The following is a 19772-nucleotide window of genomic DNA, read 5'->3' as shown; positions in this document are numbered from 1 at the left end:
GTGCGGCCACCGGCCGGACCACGTTCGGTCCGCCGCCAGGTGTCCGTGCTGGGCCGGCTCGCCTCCCGACCTGCCGGGACCGCGGCTGCGGCACTGCCGCGTACGGTGATCGCCACCGGGTGGGGGCGGCGCAGGGATCCGCAGGACTTTGCGGCGCCCCGGGGCCGGCGGCGCTCAGCCGACCGCGGGCCCGCCGGCCGGGATCTCCGGCGGCCTCAGCCCGGGCCAGACGCTGAGCGCGGTGGCCAGCTGGGCCCGCGAACGCACGTCCAGCTTCTGGTAGATGCGGGTCAGCCGGGCCTCTACCGTCTTCACACTCAGATAAAGTCGCGCCGCCGCCTCCTGGTTGCTGGCGCCCTGCCCGACCAGCAGCGCCAGATGCAGTTCCGCCTCCGTCAGCGACGACAGCGCGCCGTCGCGGGAGGGCGCGGGCTCGGCCGAGCCCGACGGCGACTCCGACGCCAGCGCCAGCCAGGGCGCCGCCCCCGACCGTTCGAAGACCGTCGCCGCCGACTGCAGGGCCTGCTGCGCCGCCGAGCGCCTGCGGCGGCGGCGCTCCACCCGGGCGAGCGCGATCAGCGCCCGGCCGCGCTCCAGCGGCAGCCCCGCGTCGCCGAACCGGTCGGCCGTCTCCGCCAGCAGCCCGGTCGCCTCGTCGGCCTTCCCGCTCGCCGCCAGGTACAGCGCGTACACCCGGTCGCAGCCGAGCAGCACCGTCGTACGGCCCAGCCGCTCCGCGACCGGCCTTACGTCGAAGAGCACCGCTGCGGCCTCCTCCGGGGCGTCGTTGGCGATCAGCGCCTCGGCCAGTTCCTCGTGCCAGCGCAGCATGGACGGGTCCACGGCGGACTGGGCGCGCTCCCCGGCCTGGACCCGTCTCAGGGTCTCCAGGGCGTTGGCCACGTCGCCGGTGACGAGCTGGACCCGCCCGAGCGCGTAGAGGCTGCGGGACAGGAAGACATGGTCGCCCTCCTCCTCGGAGGCCTGGGCGCTGCGGCGCGCGTAGCCGGCGGCGCGGGCGAAGCTGCCGCCGGCCGTTTCTGCGAGGGCCAGCGAGTACCAGGCGGGTCCCGGGGAGAGGCCCGCCTCCAGCGTCAGGGCGAGTGACCGTCCGGCGTGCGACAGCGCCGCCGCGCACTGGCCACGGCGGGCCTCGACCTCCGCGGACGTGTTGAACAGCTCGATGGCGTCCTCGACGGTGCCACGGCGCTCGACCAGCGGCAGCAGCGCGTTGAGCTGGTCCCGGGCGTCGCCGAGCCGGTCGTCGAAGAGGGCGTGACGGATCGTCAGTATCTGTGCGGCGTTGCGGATCCCGGGCGGCCGCTCGACCATCTCCAGGGCCCGCGCCTCGGCCAGCACCCGCTCCGCGTCCGGCGAGCCGAGGAAGCGCTCCATGCGCGCCCGCACGGTCAGGGCCCTGGCCGCCGTCCTCGCGTCGCCGACGGAGGAGGCCAGTTCCGCCGAGTCGACGGCGGCCGCCCGTGAGCGTACGGGGTCGCCGTCGGCGAGGACGTACTTCACGGCGAGGCGGAGCTGTACGGCGGCGCGCAGCGCGGTGTCGCCCTCGGAGTCCTCCATCGCGTGCACATAGATCTCGTCGAGGCCGGTGAGTCCCTGACCGGCGGTGTCCAGCACCGCGAGGCGGGCCCGGACCCGGTCGGCGGGAGCGGCGTCCCGGGAGAGGAGATCGGTGGCGGCGCGCACCGCGAGGTCGGCGCGGGCGGCGCGGGCGGCTTCCTCCGCCGCGTCGACCAGCCGGGCGATCCGCTGCGTTCCCTCCCGCCCCGGCGTGGACTCCGCGGCGAGCAGGGCGAGTTCGGCCGCCAGGGCGCTGTTGCCGCGGCGCCGTGCGGAGTCGGCCGCGGCGGCGACCTCGGCCGCCAGCCGTTCGTCGGGTACATCGGTGGCGAGGGCCCGGTGCCGTACCTCCTCCACCGGGTCGTCCACGACCCGCGCGAGCGCGGCGTGGCCCTGGCTGCGCTCGATCCAGCAGGCGTCGTGCACGAGTGTGGACGGCAGCACACCCGCCGTGAAGGACACCGTGCCGTCCTCGGTGAGAGCGATCAGTCCGGCCCGTTCGGCCATGGCCAGGTCGGACTCCGCGGTGGGCCGGCCCGCCCTGCGGATCAGCGACGCCGAGGGCCGCAGTGCGAGCGCGGCGAGCAGCAGCGTGGCGCGCACGGCGGGGGAGGCCACACCGAGGAGCTGCCGGGCGAGGTCGCGGGCGCGGCCGGACAGGGACAGCGCCTCGGCGTGGTGCACCGGCGTCCGCGCGTCGGCGAGGGAGCGACCGATGGCGAGGGCGAGCCGTGGGTTGCCGCCGCTGGCCCGGTGGATGCGGCCGGCCATCCGGGAGGGGAGACGGTGGTGGATGAGGAGTTCGGCGATCTCGTCCGCGTGCAGCGGCGCCACGTTCAGCACGTCCGCCTCGGACGGGACCCACAGCGGTTCCGGGCCTTCGCCGGAGGAGCCGGGTCCGTACGCCTCGGCGTCCGGGGTCTCGACGGCGACGACCCGCAGCGCGGGCGGGGCGAGATGGAGGGCGAAGCGCAGCAGATCGGCGCTCTCCGGGTCCACCCGCTGGACTCCGTCCACGACGAGCAGGACCGGACTGCCGGCGGTGAGCGTCCGGAGGATCCCGGCGAGGGCGAGTCGCAGGGCGATGCGGTCCCATCCCTCCTCGGGCACGGGTGCCTCCCGGCACAGCATCGCCACGGCGGCGCGCTGCGGTCCGGGCAGCAGCCGGAGGGAGTCCTGCTCCCCGGCCGGATTCCCGCCGCTCGGGGCGAGGCCCGTCCGAGGCCCCGGGTCGGTCGCCGACGCGGCGACGGAGGCCACGAGCGCCGCCGCGGCCGCGCCGGGAATCCCGCGGTCGGTGGGGAGCGTGGCCAGCCACAGCACCTTCTCGCCGCGCGCCTCGGCGCGCGCCGCGATGGCGAGCGCCACTTCGGACTTGCCGACCCCCGCGGGGCCGGTGAGCAGGGCGCGCCCGCGGGCGTGCAGGACCCGGTCGAGGCGGTCGAGGAGTTCGGCCCGGCCGACCGGTACGTGAGGCCTCCCCGCGTGCGCGCGCGGAGGGAGGTACGCGCCGACGTTCACGTACCCACCACCACCTTCCGGCGTGCGCGGGCCCCCTGCCCGTTCGAGCAGAGGATACGAACCCGATCGGCCCAGTCCAGGCCCGGTGTCCGGCATGCGGACAGGTCCGGACCGGGCCGACCACGGGGCGCGCCCGCGGACCGTGCCCGCGAACGCGCCCCTGACCTGCGTGAATGCTGGTCGTACCGGTGTCTCAGAAGGTGAGACTCCAGCTGTCGATGTAGCCGGTGTCACCCGACGCCACGTCGCGGACCTGCAGCTTCCAGGTCCCGTTCGCGACCTCGCTGGAGGCGTCGACGGTGTACGTCGCGAGGACGTCGTCGGCGCTGTCCGAGCCGGACGAGGTCTTCAGGTTGCGCACGGTCCCGTCCGGGGCGATCAGGTCGATGACCAGGTCGCCGCGCCAGGTGTGCTTGATGTCCACGTCGACCTTGAGGGCGGCGGGGGCGTTGCCGGAGCGGCCGGTGACGGTGATCGAGGACGAGACCGTTGAGTTGTCCGAGATCGTGACGTTCGTACCGTTGGTGAAGGTCGTGCCGCCGGGCGTGGTGCCGGAGACCGCGTTCACCGTCTTGGTGGCGTCGGCGATGCCGCTGCCGCAGCCGCCGGTGCAGGTGCCGGGCAGCGGACGGGCATTGGCCTTGATCGCCGACTCGATGTCGGCCGGGGTCAGCGCCGGCTTCACGGACTCCAGCAGGGCGGCGAGCCCGGCGATGTGCGGTGCGGCCATCGAAGTGCCCTGGTAGGGCTTGTAGTTCTCGGCCGACTGGGTGGTGGTGCCCGAGTTCAGCGTGGAGAGGATGCCGTTCTCGGGGGTGGTGACGGTGCCGGGTGTGTCGGTGGCACGGCGGGTCTCCCCGCCGGGCGCCGCCACGTCGACGACCGAGCCGTAGTTGGAGTAGAAGGACCGGTTGCCCTCACGGCTCGTCGACGCGACGTTGATGATGTTCGCACAGTTGGCCGGGGTGAACCCGGAGGCGTTGGCGTTGCTGTTGCCGGCCGCCACGACCACCGTGGTGCCGCGGGACACGGCTCCGTTGATGGCGTTCTGGTAGACGCTCGGGCAGGTGGAACTGGCTCCACCGAGGCTCAGGTTGATCACCTTCGCCGGGGTCGCGTTGGCCGGGACGCCCGGGACGCTCCCGCCGGACGCCCAGGTGATGGCGTCGGCGATGTCCGAGGACGAGCCGCCGCACTTGCCGAGCACGCGCACGGGCTGGATCTTCGCCTGGTACGCGATGCCCGCGACGCCCTTGCCGTTGTGGGTGGTGGCGGCGATGGTGCCCGCGACGTGCGTGCCGTGCCACGACGAGTCGCTCGCCTTGGAACCGAGACCGCACTCGTTGTCGGTGGCGTTCCAGTCGCCCTCGTCCCTGGCGTTGCTGTCGCGGCCGTTGCCGTCACGGGCGTCCGCGGAGCTGGAGATGAAGTCGTAGCCCGAGACGATGTTCGCCGCCAGGTCGGAGTGGGTGGCGTAGCCGGTGTCGATGACGGCGACGGTGACACCGCTGCCCGTGGTCTTGTCCCAGGCGCCCGGGACGTTCATGCCGCCCGTGGCCTCGAACAGGTCCCACTGCTTGGTGTAGTCGGTGTCGTTCGGGGTGACCGCCATGGCGTAGGCGCGGATGTCCGGCTCCACCGAGGCGACCGAGGGGTCGGCGCGGTAGGCGTCCATCACCTCGGCGAGGTCCTTCTTCGAGGCCTCCCCGCCCAGGTCGACCAGGGCGGCACCGCCGGCGAGACGGCGCTCGAAGCGCAGGCTCTCCCCGGTCTCGGAGCCCTTGGCCTTGGCGTCACCTGCGGCGGCGGCGTTCGAACCCGCCTCCGCGGCCTGGGACTTGTAGGTGACGATGACCTTCTCGACGGGCGAGGAGGGGAGTTCGGTCATCGCCTGCGAAGCCGGTGCGGGCTTCGGCGAGGGCTCCCCCGAGGCGGCGGCGAACGCCACGGAGGAAGTGGCCGCGGCACCCAATATCGTGGCGCTCGCGGCCACGACGGATATGAGTCTCCGTCCGGAACCGTTCAAGATGATCCCTTTCAAATGACGGTGCGGAACGCAGAGGGGCGGCGCATGGCTTCCGCGGTTCGCTGTGGGGGTGCGATCCGTGGTGCCCCGGGCCGGGTGAGCCCGTGCGCCGCCGCCTGCGTGACGGCCCCTGGTCAAGAGCCGCCACCGGATGTCACCCAGCATTAACATGCACCTGACATTCAGGTCGGGATGGCCGGGATCCACCGGTGCGGCAGACAGTAGGGAAAGGCGCGGTGAACCCGATACGGGGAAAACCCTTGTCACCCCCCGCGTGCCCCCGGGAACCGGTGCGGGCCTCTCCTGCCCGCGGTGCTGACCTGCGACGACGCTCCGATCTGAGCGTTCCTCCGGCCGGATGGACAATGGAGGCGGAGGCCGGCGCCCCCTCGAACGACGAGACCATCGGTCTCCCGGCCGCGGAGACCGTCGCCCTCGTGAACCCCGGAGGCCGGAATGGATGTCCTGGTCCTGATCGGGCGCGTCCTGTTCGCGATCGTGTTCCTCTTCTCCGCGGTGGGACACCTCACCCAGCACAAGCAGATGGGCGCCTACGCCGCCTCCAAGGGCCTGCCCGCCGCGGAGGCCGCGACCGTGCTGAGCGGAGTGCTCCTGCTGCTCGGCGGCCTGAGCGTCGTGCTCGGCGTCTGGGCGGACCTCGGCGCCCTGCTGATCGCGGTGTTCGTCCTGCCGACCGCGCTGATCATGCACGCGTTCTGGAAGGAGACCGACCCCCGCACCCGACAGACGGAGCAGATCTCGTTCCTGAAGGACACCGCCCTCGGGGGCGCGGCGCTGGTGATGCTGGCGTTCTTCGCCTACGCCGGACACGACCTGGGGCTGACACTCACGGGGCCCCTGTTCCACCTGGGGTGAGCCCGCCCGTGACCCCGGGCCCGGCGCCCGGGATCGACGGCCCGACGGGCCTCACTGCGGTCCGGTGCCCTGCCCCAGCCCTGCCGCGCGGAGCGTCGGACAGCGCCGCTCCGGCAGGCTCTGCCGCCGCCGCGCAGTGGTCACCGGCCGCGCGGCCTGGCGGTTCCCGGCCGGTTCCGGCAGGTGCGCCCGTGCCTCCGTGCCTGCCCCCGTGCCCCCGTGCGGCCGGTGACGGCGCCGCAGGTCGCCGATCGCCGAGCGGGACCAGTCCGCCCCCAGGCCCGGTCCGGGCCGTGCTTCCGGCATGAGTGAGCAGCGTCAGCGCCGCCCGCGCTGCGGCCGGCTCAGCCCGCGCGCAGCCGCGGTGCCCGTCCCGCGGCGGGGACCGGGCTCCCGTCCTGCCGCAGTTCGTCCCGCAGCTCCTCCGCCCAGCGGGCCAGCCCCACGACATCGATCGCATACGGCCGCCCCGACGCGTACGGGGCGATGGAGTGGGCGCCCCGGGTCAGCAGCGCGGCGCCGCCCGTGGGATTGCCGCGCGCCGCATGAGTCAGCCCCACGGCCAGCTGCGCAAGGCCCCGCCACAGCCCGCGTTCCTCCTCCGGTCCGGACTTCCAGGCGTCCTCCAGCACCTCGTGGGCGTGGAACGGCATGCCCGCGTCCAGCAGGCGCTGCGCCTCGGCCAGAGTCTCATCGGGTGACCGGACCACCCCTTCCGGTTGCCGCTGCACTCCTTCCTGCCCGTACTGGAGCGGCCGCCCCAGCCCGTCCCTCGGACGGGCGTTGCGCGCCCGGCCCTCGTCATCGCGATCCCTCGACGTCCTGGTCACGCCCCGATTGTCACTCCTGACCGGGCGACGGGCCCACCGGCGGGCCCGTCGCCCCCGGCGGGGGTCGTGTCCCCGGGCGAGGTGCGGATTGGGGTAATGTTCTCTTGCGCGGTCAGCCGGGGGCAGACCCTGGGGGATGCGCGCATCGGGACGTGGCGCAGCTTGGTAGCGCACTTGACTGGGGGTCAAGGGGTCGCAGGTTCAAATCCTGTCGTCCCGACTCGGAAGAGTCGCAGGTCAAGGGGCCGTTTCAGAGTGATCTGAAACGGCCCCTTGATCGTTCTTGGGGGCCAGTCGGGGACCAGCGCCCCTGTCCGGGGCGAAGCGCACCTTGACCCGGTCAGGATGCGCTTCGGGCGGGGTTCAACGGCCGGTCTGTCGCCGATCGGTGGGCGCGCGGGCTGGTGAGCGGCGATGCGTGCGGCATGGTGGTCGAGTACTTGCCGTTGGGCTCACTCACCATCCGGGCTGCTGCGAGGAGGGGATGGAGCACGATCCGTGCACACGTGGGGTGAGCCGGACCCCTCGGCGGCCGGGGGACTGCTGACTCCCGTTCCGATCGCCGGTGACACGGTCCAACGCACGGTGGACTGTGGCCTGGCGCCTCCCTGACGACGACAACGCCGGCATCGGCGCCGCGACTTCGGGCCCGGGAGGGTGACGTTCACCTCGCTCTTCCCGGCCGGCCCGAGCGGTCGTCGTCCCGGTCAGGTCGATCACCGATGGGATGACCCTCGCCGATACAGTTGCGCCATGACGACCGCTTCTCGCCGTGGACTCTCGTTTCACTCCGGCCGAGCCCACCCCGGACCGGCCGCACGGGCCGAGGGCGTCCCTGTCCACACCGCCGACGTCCCGGAGCTCGCGTTCCGGACGGAGGCCCGGACGGCCTTCATCGGCGGCTGGCGGGTGCCGCGTTGAGCGAGGAGCCGGTCTTCGTCAGGAGCAGGTGGGGAACCAGCCGGTACGTCTTCAACCACCGCAACCCGGTCGGTCTCGCACTCATCATCCTGACGCCGCTCATCGCGTTCGGCGCGCTGTTCGGCATGCGGGCCGAGTCGACGTGGAGCGAGGGCGAATTCCGCGACGCCGTCGAACAGGGCGTCGCGGACCTGGACGGAGAACGGCACTACACGAGCCTGGACGGCGACCGTGGCTTCCTGATCGCCGAGGCGATCCGGGAGAGCGGCATCGGACCCGGGCACGGCGTCGACACACACAAGGAGGAGGACGGCGGCTACACGGTCAGCACCGAGGACACCGAGACCGAGTACTGCGTCCGCGTCACACTGACTCCGGACGAGCAGCCGCCCCTGGTCTTCCCGGGAGCCGAGGACCTGCCGCCGCCCGGCCCGGACACGCCCGCCTTCCACCTCTCCCACGCGACCTCCAGCGAGGGCGCCTGCAGCTGACCGCGGTCACCCCTGAGACCGCGGCCGCCGTGCAAGGGCGCTCGTATCGCCGAACGCCCGTGCGCGTGGGCGGCTGTGGCCGCTCGGGGTGAGCCCCACCTCCGCTCCCACTTCTCAGCGGACCTCGCCGACGACCTGGCCGTTCAGCCCGGTACTGCCACCGGCAAGCTGCCGATGACAGCGGCCCTCTGCCCGGCCCCGAGCCCGGACGGCCGCGAGCTGTGCGTGGCCACCCACGGGCGCGGCACGGGAAGACCGCGATGCCGTAGCCGACCGCATGTGTACGACCGACCGCCGCCGCCCCGCGTCTCGTGTGTACGAAGGCGGCGGCGTATGCCGCACTCTCGCGGTCGGCGGCGCGGACCGGGATACCGCCCAGGGAGTGAATGGCCGGATGTGTATGGGCCGCGCCTCTTGACAGGCGCCGTCGCCGTCCCCTTCGGGGCCCCACGGTGGTCTCGCCGGACGGGGCCGCGCACGGGCGGACACCGCCCGCCATCATGGATGGCGTCCTCGGTGCGCCGGCGGCGGCCGCGGGCCCGGCCGTGCGACGGCGATCTCCGGAGCGGGCCGGGTGCGCCCGGATTCCCGCTCGACGATTGGCCGGTTCTGGGAGATCCCGGATGGATCGATTCCGGTGGATTCTGTAGCCCCGTGCACTTCCGGCGATTCGTAGGAGGAACTCCATGTCTGTCATGTCCACGACGCATACGGACGAGGTGGTCATCGCCTGGCTCCAGGGTGCAGAGACGGCCTTCGGTGCTGACAACCCGGCCGGCCCGCTCTACGTGGGCGGTGCGGCCGGCGAGGCCGCGCTGACCGACGGCACCGAGGCGCTGTTCACCGGGTGCAGCAGCTGCACCGGTTCGTGGCACAGCTACTGCTGCTGACGAACCGTCGTACCGCACCGAACGCACCACCCGGGGAGCCCTCACGGGTTCCCCGGCCCGCGCCGGCCGGACCCGCGGGTCCGGCCGGCACCACCCGGGGAACCCCCAGCCGTCAGGAGAGGAAGCAGCATGGTGGAACCGGTGGCAGCGGCCCGTCCGGCCGACGGACCGCCGCCCGAGGGATGGTTCGCCGGCCCGGTGGACGCCTTCGCGGCCCCGCTGTTCGCGGAGCTGGACGAGCGGATCCCGGGGACGGCCGGGCTGGCCTCCGACGAGCGGGAGGTTCTGCGCGAGGCCACGCGCGAAGTCCTACGCCGCACCCTCCAGCTCCGGCTCAACCGGGTGCTGCTGCTCGAACTGCAGGCCGCCGCCCTGGCCGGTGGCCTGCCCGGCGCGGACCCGTCCACGCGATGGGACGCCTTCCTCCTGCACGCCTCCGCCCCCGGGTTCTCCGAGACCCTGCACCGGCGCTATCCGGCACTGCGTCGACGGGCCTTCGCCTCCGGGCGCCTGCTCATCGACGGCGCCATGGAACTCGGCACCCGGTTCGCCGCGGACCGGCGCGCCGTCGCCGACCTGCTCGGCGGCGACCCCGGACCACTGCGCACCCTGGAGCTCGCCCGCGGGGACACCCACCACGGGGGCCGGGCGGTGGCCCGGCTGGTCTTCGACAGCGCCGGCGTCATGTACAAGCCGCGGCCCGTGGACGTGGACGCGGCGCTGCGCTCCTTCGTCGCCGCCGTCCCCGGCGCCGAGGACCTGGGCGTGCCGAGGGTCGTGGTCCAGGACGGCTACGGCTGGGCCGAGCACCTCGGTCACGACTACTGCCGGGACGAGGCGGAACTCGCCCGCTTCTACCGTGCCCTGGGCGGCTGGCTGGCGGTGATGCGCCTCCTCGGCGGGACCGACCTGCACGCCGAGAACCTGGTGGCCCACGGTCCGGTGCCCGCCGTGGTCGACGCCGAAGCCCTGTTCACCCCCGACGTCGAGGTACCGCCGAGCGGGCGCGGCGACGCCGTGGACCGGGCGGCCCGGACCATCCGCAACACCGTGCTGCGCACCGGCATCCTCCCGCTCCGCACCGACGGCTACGCCCTCGCCGGCGTGGACCTCTCGGCCGCCGGCGGCCTGCCCGGCCAGCAGCCGCAGATCCGCGTCCCGGTCATCGTGGACGGCGGACGGGACACCGCCCGGATGGAGATCGGCGTGGTGGACCTGCCGGCGGCCCGCAACCACCCCAGCCCCGAACCCGTACTGATCCGCCACTGGGACCAGGTCCTGGCCGGTTTCGACGGGCTCACCGAAGCCCTCGCCCAGCTCGACGCGGACGGTCGGCTCGACGCGCTGTTGCGGGTGTTCGACGGATGCCGGGTCCGCAGGATCCGGCGGCCCACTCAGACGTACACGGACATCGGCCGGATGCTCTGGCACCCGGCCTCGCTGCACGACCCCGACGCCGCCCTGGCACGGGCCCGGGACATCCTCCGCCGCAACGCCCTCGCCGCCCCGGGAGCACCTCGCGAACCGGCGGTGATCGACGGGGAGATCGCGGACCTCCTGGTCGGGGACGTCCCCGCGTTCGGCGAGCAGGTGGACGCACAGCGGCTGGACTCCTTCCTGACGGGGTGGCGGCGCGCGGACCTCACCCGTGAGCGGGACACTATCCGCAGCGCCCTGGTCGGCGCCTATCTGAACGAACGCCGGCTGCCCGACCGGGTACGCACCCCCGCCCGTGCGCCGCACACCGAGGACCTGGACAGGCGGCGGCGCACATTGGCGGCCGAGGTCGTGCGGACCATCTGCGCGGCCGCCGTGCGCGGCGCCGACGCCACCGCGACCTGGATCAGTCCGGTGCTCACGGACTACGGCTGGGCGATCCGCCCGCTCGGCGCGGACCTCTACACCGGGCAGGGCGGCGTGGCGGTGGCCCTCGCGGAGCACCTGCGGGAGCAGCGGGCCGGCCGAGCCGATCCGGTGGCCGATGCCGAATCCGTGCTGGCCGGCACCCTGGAAGTGCTGGCCGCCACCGAGGACACCACGCCGACCCGGCCGCTCGGGGCCTTCACCGGAATCGCCTCGCAGGTGTGGACCTGGAGCGTACTGCACCGCCTCCTCGGCACGCCCGGGCTCCTCGACCGCGCCCGCGCCAGGGCCGCGCTGCTGACCCCGGAGATCCTCGCCGAGGACCGGGCGCTCGACGTGCTCAGCGGCGCGGCCGGAATACCGGTCCCGCTGCTCGATCTCGCCGAACTCACGGGCGAGGAGCGGTGGTTGGACGTCGCCGCAGAGGCCGGGCGGCAGCTGGAACGGACTGCGGTCCTCGACGACCGCGGAGCCCGGTGGTCCACGCTGATGTTCCCCGAGGGCATCGGCGGATTCGCCCATGGCGCCACCGGTGCCGGGTGGGCACTCACCCGGCTCGCCCTGTCCGCTGCCGGGAGCCCGGCCGACCGGCGTCGATGGCACGAACTCGGCGCTCTGGCCCACGACTTCGAGGAGTCGCTGTACGTGCCGGAGGAACGCGCCTGGGCCGACGCGCGGATCGGAGGAGACGTCGACTTCCCCACCGCGTGGTGCCATGGCAGTACGGGCATCGGCCTGGCCGCCGTCGACCTCCACCGGCGCACGGGCGATCCCCGGTACCTGGACACCGCCCTCCGCTCGGGTCCGGCCGGCCTCCGCGAGGGGTTCGGCTGGAGCCACACCCTCTGCCACGGCGACCTCGGACTCTGGGAGCTCCTCCACCACCTGCGCGGCCTGAAGGGGTACGAGGGCCCCTCCGCCGCCCAGGCCGACGCCGAGTTGATCACCGGCATCGAGCAGCGCGGTCCGGTCGGCGGCCTCGCCAAGGAAGCGTTCGCACCGGGGCTGCTCCCCGGCCTCTCCGGGGTGGTGCACCACTTGCTCCGGATGCACCCCGACGCCCGGCTGAGCCTGCCGCTCCTCCTTGCCCACTCCGGGCCTGACAGCCCCGGGTAGTACTTCGTCGGGTTGTGCTGGACGGTGCGGCGGCCTTGATCGTGGATGGGCGTGGGGCTGAGCCCGGACGTGAGTGCGGGGCGATGCCGTCACCGTCGCGCTCCATGCGCTCGCGCCTCAGCGCACCACCGCGATCGCCGTGACCACCAGCCCCGACTCGACGAGCCAGCGCCCGTCGAATCCCGTCAGCGGGCGGCCGTCGACGACCGGGCCGTCCACCAGCAGCCGGGCGTGGAAGGTGGCGTCGTCGGGGTCGATGGTGAGGGCGGCCTCCTCGAAGTCCAGCCATCGCCGGGCCAGCGGGAACCAGGCCTTGTAGACGCTCTCCTTGGCGCTGAACAGGAGCCGGTCCCAGCAGACATCCGGGCGCAGGACGCTCAGCCGGTCCAGCGCCGCGCGTTCCTCGGGGAGCGTGACCAGGTCGCGGACTCCCTCGTCCGGCAAGGGCAGATGGGGCTCGGCGTCCAGGCCGATCGTCAGGACGTCGGCGGCGTGTGCGACGGCCGCCGCACGGTAGCCCTGGCAGTGGGTCATGGCGCCGACCGCACCGGGCGGCCACTGCGGGTCCCTCGCGGCTCCCGGCAGGATCGGCCCGGGCGCGTAGCCGAGTTCTCCGAGCGCCTTGCGGGCGCACGCCCGGACCGTGCCGAACTCCTGCCGGCGTTGGGGCACGGCGTTCGCCACGACGGCGCGTTCCTCGGGGTACATCTCCAACACCGGTGGGTCGCGGAAGGCTTCGCAGACCGCGATCGGCGGGGGCAGCAGCTTGCCGATCACGTGCACGCTCCGTCCGGAACCAACGGGAAGACCTCCACGGGACGGCCGGGCGTACCCGGACGCCTGCGCCACTCGCGCGGATACCCGAGGGAGACCTCCTGGTGGGGTACGCCCTCCCACCACACCAGCCCAGGGATGTGCAGATGGCCGTACACGACGGCGGAGGCACGGAACCGGCGCGGCCAGTCCGCCGTCGCCTCCGTCCCGCACCAGAGGGCGAACTCCGGGTGCCACAGCACCTTGGTGGGCTCGCGCACCAGCGGATAGTGGTTGACGAGGACGGTCGGCAGTTCCGGCGGTACTTCGGCCAGCCTGGCCTCGGTGACCCGGAGCCGGGCGCGGCACCAGGCGTCCCTCGACGGATGGGGGTCCGGGTGCAGCAGGAACTCGTCCGTGCACACCACTCCGGCCTCCTCGGCGATCGCGAGGGCCGACTCCTTGGAGTGCGCTCCGGCGGGCCGGAAGGAGTAGTCGTACAGCACGAAGAGCGGGGCGATCGCCACCGGTCCGCCGGATCCCTCCCACCGCGGGAACGGGTCCTCGGGAGTGACCACCCCCAGCTCCCGGCAGAGCCGCACCAGGTGCTCATAGCGCTCCTCGCCGCGCAACTGCACCGGGTCGTCGGGAGGCGTCCACAGCTCGTGGTTGCCAGGCGTCCAGACCACCTTGGCGAACCGCCCGGCCAGCAGGTCCAGTGCCCAGCGCACGTCGGCGACGTACTCGCCGACGTCACCGGCGACCAGCAGCCAGTCCTCGTCCGACTCCGGGCGCAGCCGCTCGACGACGGAGCGGTTCTCGGCGTAGCGGACGTGCAGATCGCTGACGGCCACGAGCCTGGGCCCGTCGCCCCGGCGGCCGATGCCCGCGCGGGCCTCCGCCGGCTCCGCCGGACCGCCACGGACCTCATAACTCACGGTGCACTTCCCAGCTCCTCGGAACGACGGCGTGACGAACGGCGGTACACCGGCGTGACGACGGCAACCGCCGGGGCGCCGGGCTCCCGGGGGCGCATGCCGGGGAGGTCCCCGGCTGCGGGCCCGGGAGCGGTGATCGCGGTCCGCCGCCCGGAGCCAGGATACGGTGCTGTACGGTGCTCAGTTCACGGTGTGAGACCGCTGCCGTACGGGGCGTACAGATCGAGCAGCCGCACCCGGGCCGAGTGCAGCCGATGGGCCAGGACGCGCCCGACCCACTGGCCGATCGCCGAGCCGAACGCGGGATCGGCGTCCATCAGCATGCGGACCGGTACCGCGTCGAACTCCTGGGCCCGTACCGGGGTCATGGCCTCGGCGCCCAACTGCCAGACGTACGGCGGGAACAGCCACGACCATCCCACGAGTTCACCGAAGCCGAGGTTCTCGATCACGGCGGGGCGCCGGCCGGGAACACGGATGTCCAGCGTGACGGTCCCCGACCGGATGATCCAGAACCGGTCGGCGAGGCGGCCCTCCTCGAAGACACGGGCCCCTTCCGGGAACTTGACGTCCTTGGCCATCTCCATCAACCGGCCGCGGTGCTCGGTGGACAGGGCGGCCGTGATCCGTATCGAAGAGCTGCTCATCGCTGTGCCTCCGTTCGCCTCAAGCCCATCGTGAGCCGTCCGGGCGCCGAACGCACGGCCTGGTCCGGGGAGGACCGGGCCGGCGTCGTACGCACGGGCCGGGGCGTCGCCGGGGGCGTGCTCGGCAGCAGTCCGGCCGCCGTGGGCCGCACGCCCCTGCCGACATCTCGAGCGCCGCCGCGCCGGCGACAGATCCAGGGCGGCGATCCGCGGTCCGAGGGTGCACGGGCCGTGGCCGTGCAGTGCTGCCGCTCCCCCCGCGACGGGTCGCAGTGAGGCCCCCGGGCGAAGGGTCGCGGCGAGGCCCCCGAGTGGGCGGCCACACCGGGGCCAGTCGCCGGGCGTGCTCAGTGGGGCCAGTCCTTGGTGATCTCGAAGCTGTGGGACTCGCAGCCGAGGACCCGGCCCTCCTCGTCCACGAAGGTGCCGATCACCTGGTAGACGTCGCGGGCCATATGGCCGATCGGCAGCCGTTCCGGCGGCAGCACGATCTCGTACGGACCCCCGCGGCGGTAGTCGCCGAGCAGGATCTCCTGATGGCCGACGGTCACGCCCTGACGGGTCCGCTCGTCGATGAACCGCAGCCCCTCCAGGTCCCGGCCCGCCCCCACGGCGAATTCCAGCCGCACCCGGAATTCCGACCCCTCCCGCAGCACCAGGGGTGTGGGCGGCGGCCCGGTACCGCGCCGCTGGGCGGCGGGCGCCAGACGTACGGGCATGTCGGGGCGCCCTTCCACCTGGATCGTCACGCCCAGCAGCTCGAAGTCGGAGGTCACGTTCATCGCATGCGCCAGCTTTCGCCGCTTGTGAGAAGAATCGACGGGTATTTCAGCCTAGCCATGCGAGCGCTGGGTAGTCGCCGCGTGAGGACCGAAGCGGCCTGTGGATGACCGGACCGGGGCAGAGGCCGGGTCCGGTGCCGCCGCGCCGTCGCGAGCCCGTGGAACGGGAGCGGTACGGCGGAGGCGGTGCCATAGTCGGGTTGTCACCGGCGGAACGGCGCGACGTCCCGGGGGCGACGCGCGGGGTCCCGGCGGGGACGGGCGGAGCAACGGCAGGCGGTGGGGCCGACGCGCGAGAGCAGGCGGGTACGCACGGAGAGCCGGCGGGGACGGACGGAGAGCCGGCAGGGACGGACGGAGAACCGCGCATGGTGTCAGCACAGGACGGCTGGGCCGGCAGTGGCAGCAGTGGTGGTGGCCGGTTCACGGTCACGGCCCGGCCCGGCCCGGAACCGGGCATCGTGGTGGTCGAACTCACCGGCGAGCTCGACCACGACACGGCGGAACCGCTGCGCACGGCCCTGGACGACGCGGTCGCCGGCGGGGCACGGCGAATTCTCGTCGACTGTGCGGAGCTGCTGTTCTGCGACTCCACCGGGTTGAACGTGCTGCTGCGGGCGAGACTCGCCGCGCAGGGGAGCGAGGCCCGCGTGGAGCTCGTGGCACTGCGGCCACAGGTGACCCGCATGCTCACCATCACCGGTGCGGGGGCGGTCTTCCCCCGGTACGCGAGCCTCGGCGAGGCGCTCGCGGGCCCACGGCAGGAATAGCCGTGAGCGCGGCACTTCCGCAGCAGGGCCAGACCCGTCGTCTCGGGATCTCGGGGACGAGGGGCGTGGTCGGCCGCTGCCGGGACTTCAGCGCGACGGCCCTCGCCGACTGGGAATGGCTGCCGCCCGGCGGTCTCGCCCGGTCCGCGGAGGCGTTCCCCGGGGGCGACCCGTACGCCTGGGACACGAGCACCGACACGGCACCGGACTGGGACGAGGAACGGCGGGCGGTCGCCGAGGACGTCCTGATGGTGGTCTCCGAGCTGGTCACCAATGCCTGCCTGCACGCCGGTGGGCCGCTGGAGCTCGTTCTCAACTGCACCCCCGAGCGGCTCCGCATCGAGGTCAGCGACGCGAGCCCCGTGCCGCCCCGGCCGCGTCCGCACGCCGACCCGGCCGTGCCCGGCGGGCACGGTCTCGTGGTGCTGGGCCGGCTCGCCCGGGCGTGGGGCTCGGTGCCCCGGGACCCCGGAAAGACGGTGTGGGCCGAGGTCACGGCCCCCCGCCGGCCGTGAGCGGCACGGGGCGCCGACCCGGTCCCACCGTGCGACAGTCGGTAGGGGAGCCGGGGCCGGGTGCACTGCCCGCCGGGTGGTGCGCGGGCCACGGGACGCAGGACGATTCGGCACACGAGGTCGGCCATGGATGAATCCGGACACACTCGGCCCGCCACGGGGCGCGAGGCGCTGGGAGAGGTCCGGCCACCGGCGGAGCTGAGCGAGGAAGGGCTCAGGAAGCTCCTGGCCGGGCTGACGGCCGTGCGCGACGGCGACTTCTCCGCGCGGCTCCCGGAGGAAGCCGACGGGATCATGGGCGAGATCGCCGCCGTCTACAACGGCATGGCCGACCAGCTGTCGCTGGTCACCTCCGAGGTCACCCGGGTCGCCAGTGAGGTCGGCGGCGAGGGACGCCTCGGCGGGCACGCCCGGGTGAAGGGCGTCAGCGGGGTCTGGCAGGAGCTGACCACCGGTGTGAACACCATGGCCGACAACCTCACCTCGCAGGTGAGGTCGATCGCGCAGGTCGCCTCCGCGGTCGCCCGGGGCGACCTGACGCAGAAGATCCGGGTGGACGCGCGGGGCGAGATCCTGGAGCTCAAGGACACCATCAACACCATGGTCGAGCGGCTGTCGTCGTTCGCCGAAGAGGTCACCCGGGTGGCCCGCGAGGTGGGCACCGAGGGCGATCTGGGCGGTCAGGCCACCGTCAGCGGGGTGTCGGGCACCTGGAAGGACCTCACGGACAACGTCAACTCCATGGCGACCAACCTGACCAACCAGGTGCGCAACATCGCCCAGGTCACCACCGCCGTCGCCCAGGGCGACCTCACCCGGAAGATCGACGTGGATGCCCGGGGCGAGATCCTGGAGCTGAAGACGACCATCAACACGATGGTCGACCAGTTGTCGTCGTTCGCCGCCGAGGTGACCCGGGTCGCCCGTGAGGTCGGCAGCGAGGGGCGGCTGGGCGGCCAGGCCGAGGTCGAGGGCGTCTCCGGCACCTGGAAGCGGCTCACGGAGAACGTCAACGAGCTGGCCGGGAACCTCACCCGCCAGGTCCGCGCCATCGCCGAGGTCACCAGCGCCGTCGCCGAGGGCGACCTCACCCGGTCCATCACCGTCGACGCCTCGGGCGAGGTCTCCGAACTCAAGGACAACATCAACATGATGGTGGAGTCCCTGCGCGCCACCACCCGCGCCAACCAGGAACAGGACTGGCTCAAGACCAACCTCGCCCGGATCTCCGGGCTGATGCAGAGCAGCCGCGACCCGGTCCAGGTGGCCCACGTGATCATGGAAGAGCTGCCGCCGCTGGTGTCCGCCCAGTACGGCGCGTTCTTCCTGGCGGCGCCGGCGGGTGAGTGCGAGGGCGCGGGGACGAGGGGAGGAACGGGGACGAGCGAGGGCGCGGGGACGAGGGGAGGAACGGGGACGAGCGAAGGCCCGGGCGCAGGAGAGGGGGCGGCGCGGGACGAAGGCACGGGCGCAGGAGAGGGGGCCGCCGGTACCGAACTCGTCAGGATCGCCTCCTACGGGGCGCCGCCCGCCGGCCCGTCCCAACCGCCTTCGCGCTTCCGGCTCGGTGAGTCCCTGGTCGGGCAGGCCGCGCTCAGCCGCCGCACCATCGCCGTCGACGATCTGCCGCCCGGCTATCTCACTATCTCCTCCGGGCTCGGCGCCGGACCGCCGGGGGCGCTTGTCGTGCTTCCGATCCTCGTCGAGGGCCAGGTGCTCGGCGCCGTGGAACTCGCGGCCCTGCGGCCGTTCTCCGGCCTCCACCGCGACTTCCTCGACCAGTTCATCGAGACGGTCGGCGTCATCGTCAGCTCCCTGATCGCCCACGCCCGCACCGACGAACTGCTGGAGCAGTCCCAACTGCTCACCGCGGAACTCCGTGCCCGCTCGCAGGAACTGCAGGTGCGGCAGGAGGAGCTGCAGAGCTCCAACGCCGAACTCGCCGAGAAGGCGGCCCTGCTGGCCGACCGCAACCGCGACATCGAGCGCAAGAACCTGGAGATCGAGCAGGCCCGGCAGGAGCTCGAGGAGCGGGCCAAGCAGCTCTCCCGCACGTCGATGTACAAGTCCGAGTTCCTCGCCAACATGAGCCATGAGCTGCGCACCCCGCTCAACAGCCTGCTCATCCTGGCCCAGTTGCTCGCTCAGAACCCCGAGGGAAACCTGACGGAGAAGCAGGTCGACTACGCGGAGGTCATCCACTCCGCCGGCTCGGACCTGCTCCAGCTGATCAACGACATCCTCGACCTGTCGAAGGTCGAGGCGGGGAAGATGGACATCCACCGCGAGCCGTTCGCGCTTGGCCAGTTGCTGGAGTACGTCGAGATGACCTTCCGGCCCCTGGCGACCGAACGCGAGCTGGACTTCCGGGTCGTCACCGCACCCGGCGTACCCGCGGAGATCACCACGGACGAGCCGCGGCTGCGTCAGGTGCTGCGCAACCTGCTCTCCAACGCCCTGAAGTTCACCGAGCGCGGCGGCGTCGAACTGCGGGTCCACAAGGCCGCCGACGACGAACTCCCCGAGCGGATGCGCGGCATGTCGGTGGTCGCCTTCCGGGTGCGGGACACCGGAGTCGGCATCGCGCCCGAGCACCTGGACACCATCTTCGGCGCGTTCCAGCAGGGCGCCCTCGCCACCGGCCGCCGCTACGGCGGCACCGGACTGGGCCTCTCCATCAGCCGTGAGGTCGCCCAGCTCCTGGGCGGGGTGATCGTCGCCGAGAGCCGGCTCGGTGAGGGCAGCGAGTTCACCTTCTACGTGCCCATCGGCGGCAGCCTGCCGCGCGGCCCGGACTCCGCCGCCCCCGAGGAATCCCTCGAACCCGGCGGCGACGCCTCGGCCGACCGTCGCGGATCGCTCGCCGGACGTGTGGTGCTCATCGTGGACGACGACGTACGGAACGTGTACGCGCTCACCGAGATCCTGGAGGCGGAAGGGGTGCATGTGCTCACCGCCGCCGACGGGCGCTCCGGTATCGAACTGCTCACCGCCCACCGGGAGGTGGACCTCATCGTGATGGACGTGATGATGTCCGGCATGGACGGGCACACGGCCACCGCCGCGATCCGCGACATGCCGGGCTTCGCCGATGTTCCGATCATCTCGGTCACCGCGAAGGCGATGCCCGGGGACCGGGCCAAGAGCCTGGAGTCCGGGGCGAACGACTACATCACCAAACCCGTCGACGCCCACGACCTGGTCGAGCGCGTGCACCACTGGCTCGACCACGACTGAAGCGGCCGGGACCGGGTG

Annotated in this window: 15 protein-coding genes and 1 tRNA gene; 9 read left to right on the top strand and 7 right to left on the bottom strand. The window is 73.1% G+C overall.

All coding sequences use genetic code 11. From position 1 onward, the window contains the following. Window positions 1–174 precede the first annotated feature (174 nt). On the bottom strand, window positions 175–3099 hold the full coding sequence (locus AB0J10_RS18040; protein WP_363062623.1) for an AAA family ATPase: 2925 nt from the start codon (window positions 3097–3099) through the stop codon (window positions 175–177). A 193-nt stretch (window positions 3100–3292) separates the two neighbouring features. Next, window positions 3293–4987, bottom strand: a complete 1695-nt coding sequence (locus tag AB0J10_RS18035) for a S8 family serine peptidase (RefSeq protein ID WP_363062799.1) — start codon at window positions 4985–4987, stop codon at window positions 3293–3295. 594 nt (window positions 4988–5581) lie between these two features. Here AB0J10_RS18035 and AB0J10_RS18030 point away from each other — a divergent pair. Then, on the top strand, window positions 5582–6001 hold the full coding sequence (locus AB0J10_RS18030; RefSeq protein WP_363062621.1) for a DoxX family membrane protein: 420 nt from the start codon (window positions 5582–5584) through the stop codon (window positions 5999–6001). A gap of 344 nt (window positions 6002–6345) precedes the next feature. Here the strand turns inward: AB0J10_RS18030 and AB0J10_RS18025 are convergent, their stop codons facing one another. Then, complete coding sequence (locus AB0J10_RS18025; RefSeq protein ID WP_363062619.1) at window positions 6346–6831, bottom strand: DUF309 domain-containing protein; 486 nt, start codon at window positions 6829–6831, stop codon at window positions 6346–6348. Window positions 6832–6977: 146 nt separating this feature from the next. Here AB0J10_RS18025 and AB0J10_RS18020 point away from each other — a divergent pair. The 5 genes from AB0J10_RS18020 (at window position 6978) to AB0J10_RS18000 (ending at window position 12112) form a co-directional block, all read left to right on the top strand. After that, window positions 6978–7051, top strand: a tRNA-Pro gene (locus tag AB0J10_RS18020). Window positions 7052–7584: 533 nt separating this feature from the next. Beyond that, on the top strand, window positions 7585–7752 hold the full coding sequence (locus tag AB0J10_RS18015; RefSeq protein ID WP_363062617.1) for a hypothetical protein: 168 nt from the start codon (window positions 7585–7587) through the stop codon (window positions 7750–7752). Beyond that, complete coding sequence (locus tag AB0J10_RS18010) at window positions 7749–8243, top strand: hypothetical protein (protein WP_363062615.1); 495 nt, start codon at window positions 7749–7751, stop codon at window positions 8241–8243. The genes AB0J10_RS18015 and AB0J10_RS18010 overlap by 4 nt, the downstream gene beginning before the upstream one ends. Window positions 8244–8929: 686 nt before the next feature. Next, window positions 8930–9133, top strand: a complete 204-nt coding sequence (locus AB0J10_RS18005; RefSeq protein WP_363062613.1) for a DUF6229 family protein — start codon at window positions 8930–8932, stop codon at window positions 9131–9133. A gap of 129 nt (window positions 9134–9262) precedes the next feature. Further along, a complete protein-coding gene (locus tag AB0J10_RS18000; protein ID WP_363062611.1) occupies window positions 9263–12112 on the top strand; it encodes a type 2 lanthipeptide synthetase LanM family protein in 2850 nt (949 codons plus the stop codon). A 117-nt stretch (window positions 12113–12229) separates the two neighbouring features. On the opposite strand, the gene AB0J10_RS17995 is transcribed toward AB0J10_RS18000, so the two are convergent. The 4 genes from AB0J10_RS17995 to AB0J10_RS17980 form a co-directional block, all read right to left on the bottom strand. Continuing rightward, window positions 12230–12889 (bottom strand): 4'-phosphopantetheinyl transferase superfamily protein, encoded by a 660-nt coding sequence (locus AB0J10_RS17995; protein WP_363062609.1) that lies wholly within the window; start codon window positions 12887–12889, stop codon window positions 12230–12232. After that, window positions 12886–13749, bottom strand: coding sequence for a metallophosphoesterase (locus tag AB0J10_RS17990; RefSeq protein ID WP_363062797.1), 864 nt, complete (start codon window positions 13747–13749; stop codon window positions 12886–12888). The genes AB0J10_RS17995 and AB0J10_RS17990 overlap by 4 nt, the downstream gene beginning before the upstream one ends. Window positions 13750–13988: 239 nt before the next feature. After that, window positions 13989–14450 carry a cyclic nucleotide-binding domain-containing protein gene (locus AB0J10_RS17985; protein WP_138051910.1) on the bottom strand — a complete coding sequence of 154 codons (462 nt, stop codon included), beginning with the start codon at window positions 14448–14450 and terminating at the stop codon, window positions 13989–13991. Between the two features lie 347 nt (window positions 14451–14797). Next, a complete protein-coding gene (locus AB0J10_RS17980) occupies window positions 14798–15232 on the bottom strand; it encodes a hypothetical protein (protein ID WP_363062607.1) in 435 nt (144 codons plus the stop codon). Window positions 15233–15600: 368 nt separating this feature from the next. Here AB0J10_RS17980 and AB0J10_RS17975 point away from each other — a divergent pair, with 368 nt between their 5' ends. The 3 genes from AB0J10_RS17975 (at window position 15601) to AB0J10_RS17965 (ending at window position 19754) form a co-directional block, all read left to right on the top strand. Next, a complete protein-coding gene (locus AB0J10_RS17975) occupies window positions 15601–16002 on the top strand; it encodes an STAS domain-containing protein (RefSeq protein WP_363062605.1) in 402 nt (133 codons plus the stop codon). Between the two features lie 65 nt (window positions 16003–16067). Further along, on the top strand, window positions 16068–16517 hold the full coding sequence (locus tag AB0J10_RS17970; RefSeq protein ID WP_363062795.1) for an ATP-binding protein: 450 nt from the start codon (window positions 16068–16070) through the stop codon (window positions 16515–16517). Between the two features lie 126 nt (window positions 16518–16643). Continuing rightward, window positions 16644–19754 carry a HAMP domain-containing protein gene (locus tag AB0J10_RS17965; RefSeq protein WP_363062603.1) on the top strand — a complete coding sequence of 1037 codons (3111 nt, stop codon included), beginning with the start codon at window positions 16644–16646 and terminating at the stop codon, window positions 19752–19754. Window positions 19755–19772: the final 18 nt, after the last annotated feature.

The sequence above is a fragment of the Streptomyces sp. NPDC049887 genome, assembly GCF_040656535.1.
Taxonomy (GTDB): domain Bacteria; phylum Actinomycetota; class Actinomycetes; order Streptomycetales; family Streptomycetaceae; genus Streptomyces.
The sequence above is the reverse complement of the archived record's forward strand: the minus strand, read 5'-3'. Positions and strand labels throughout refer to the sequence as shown.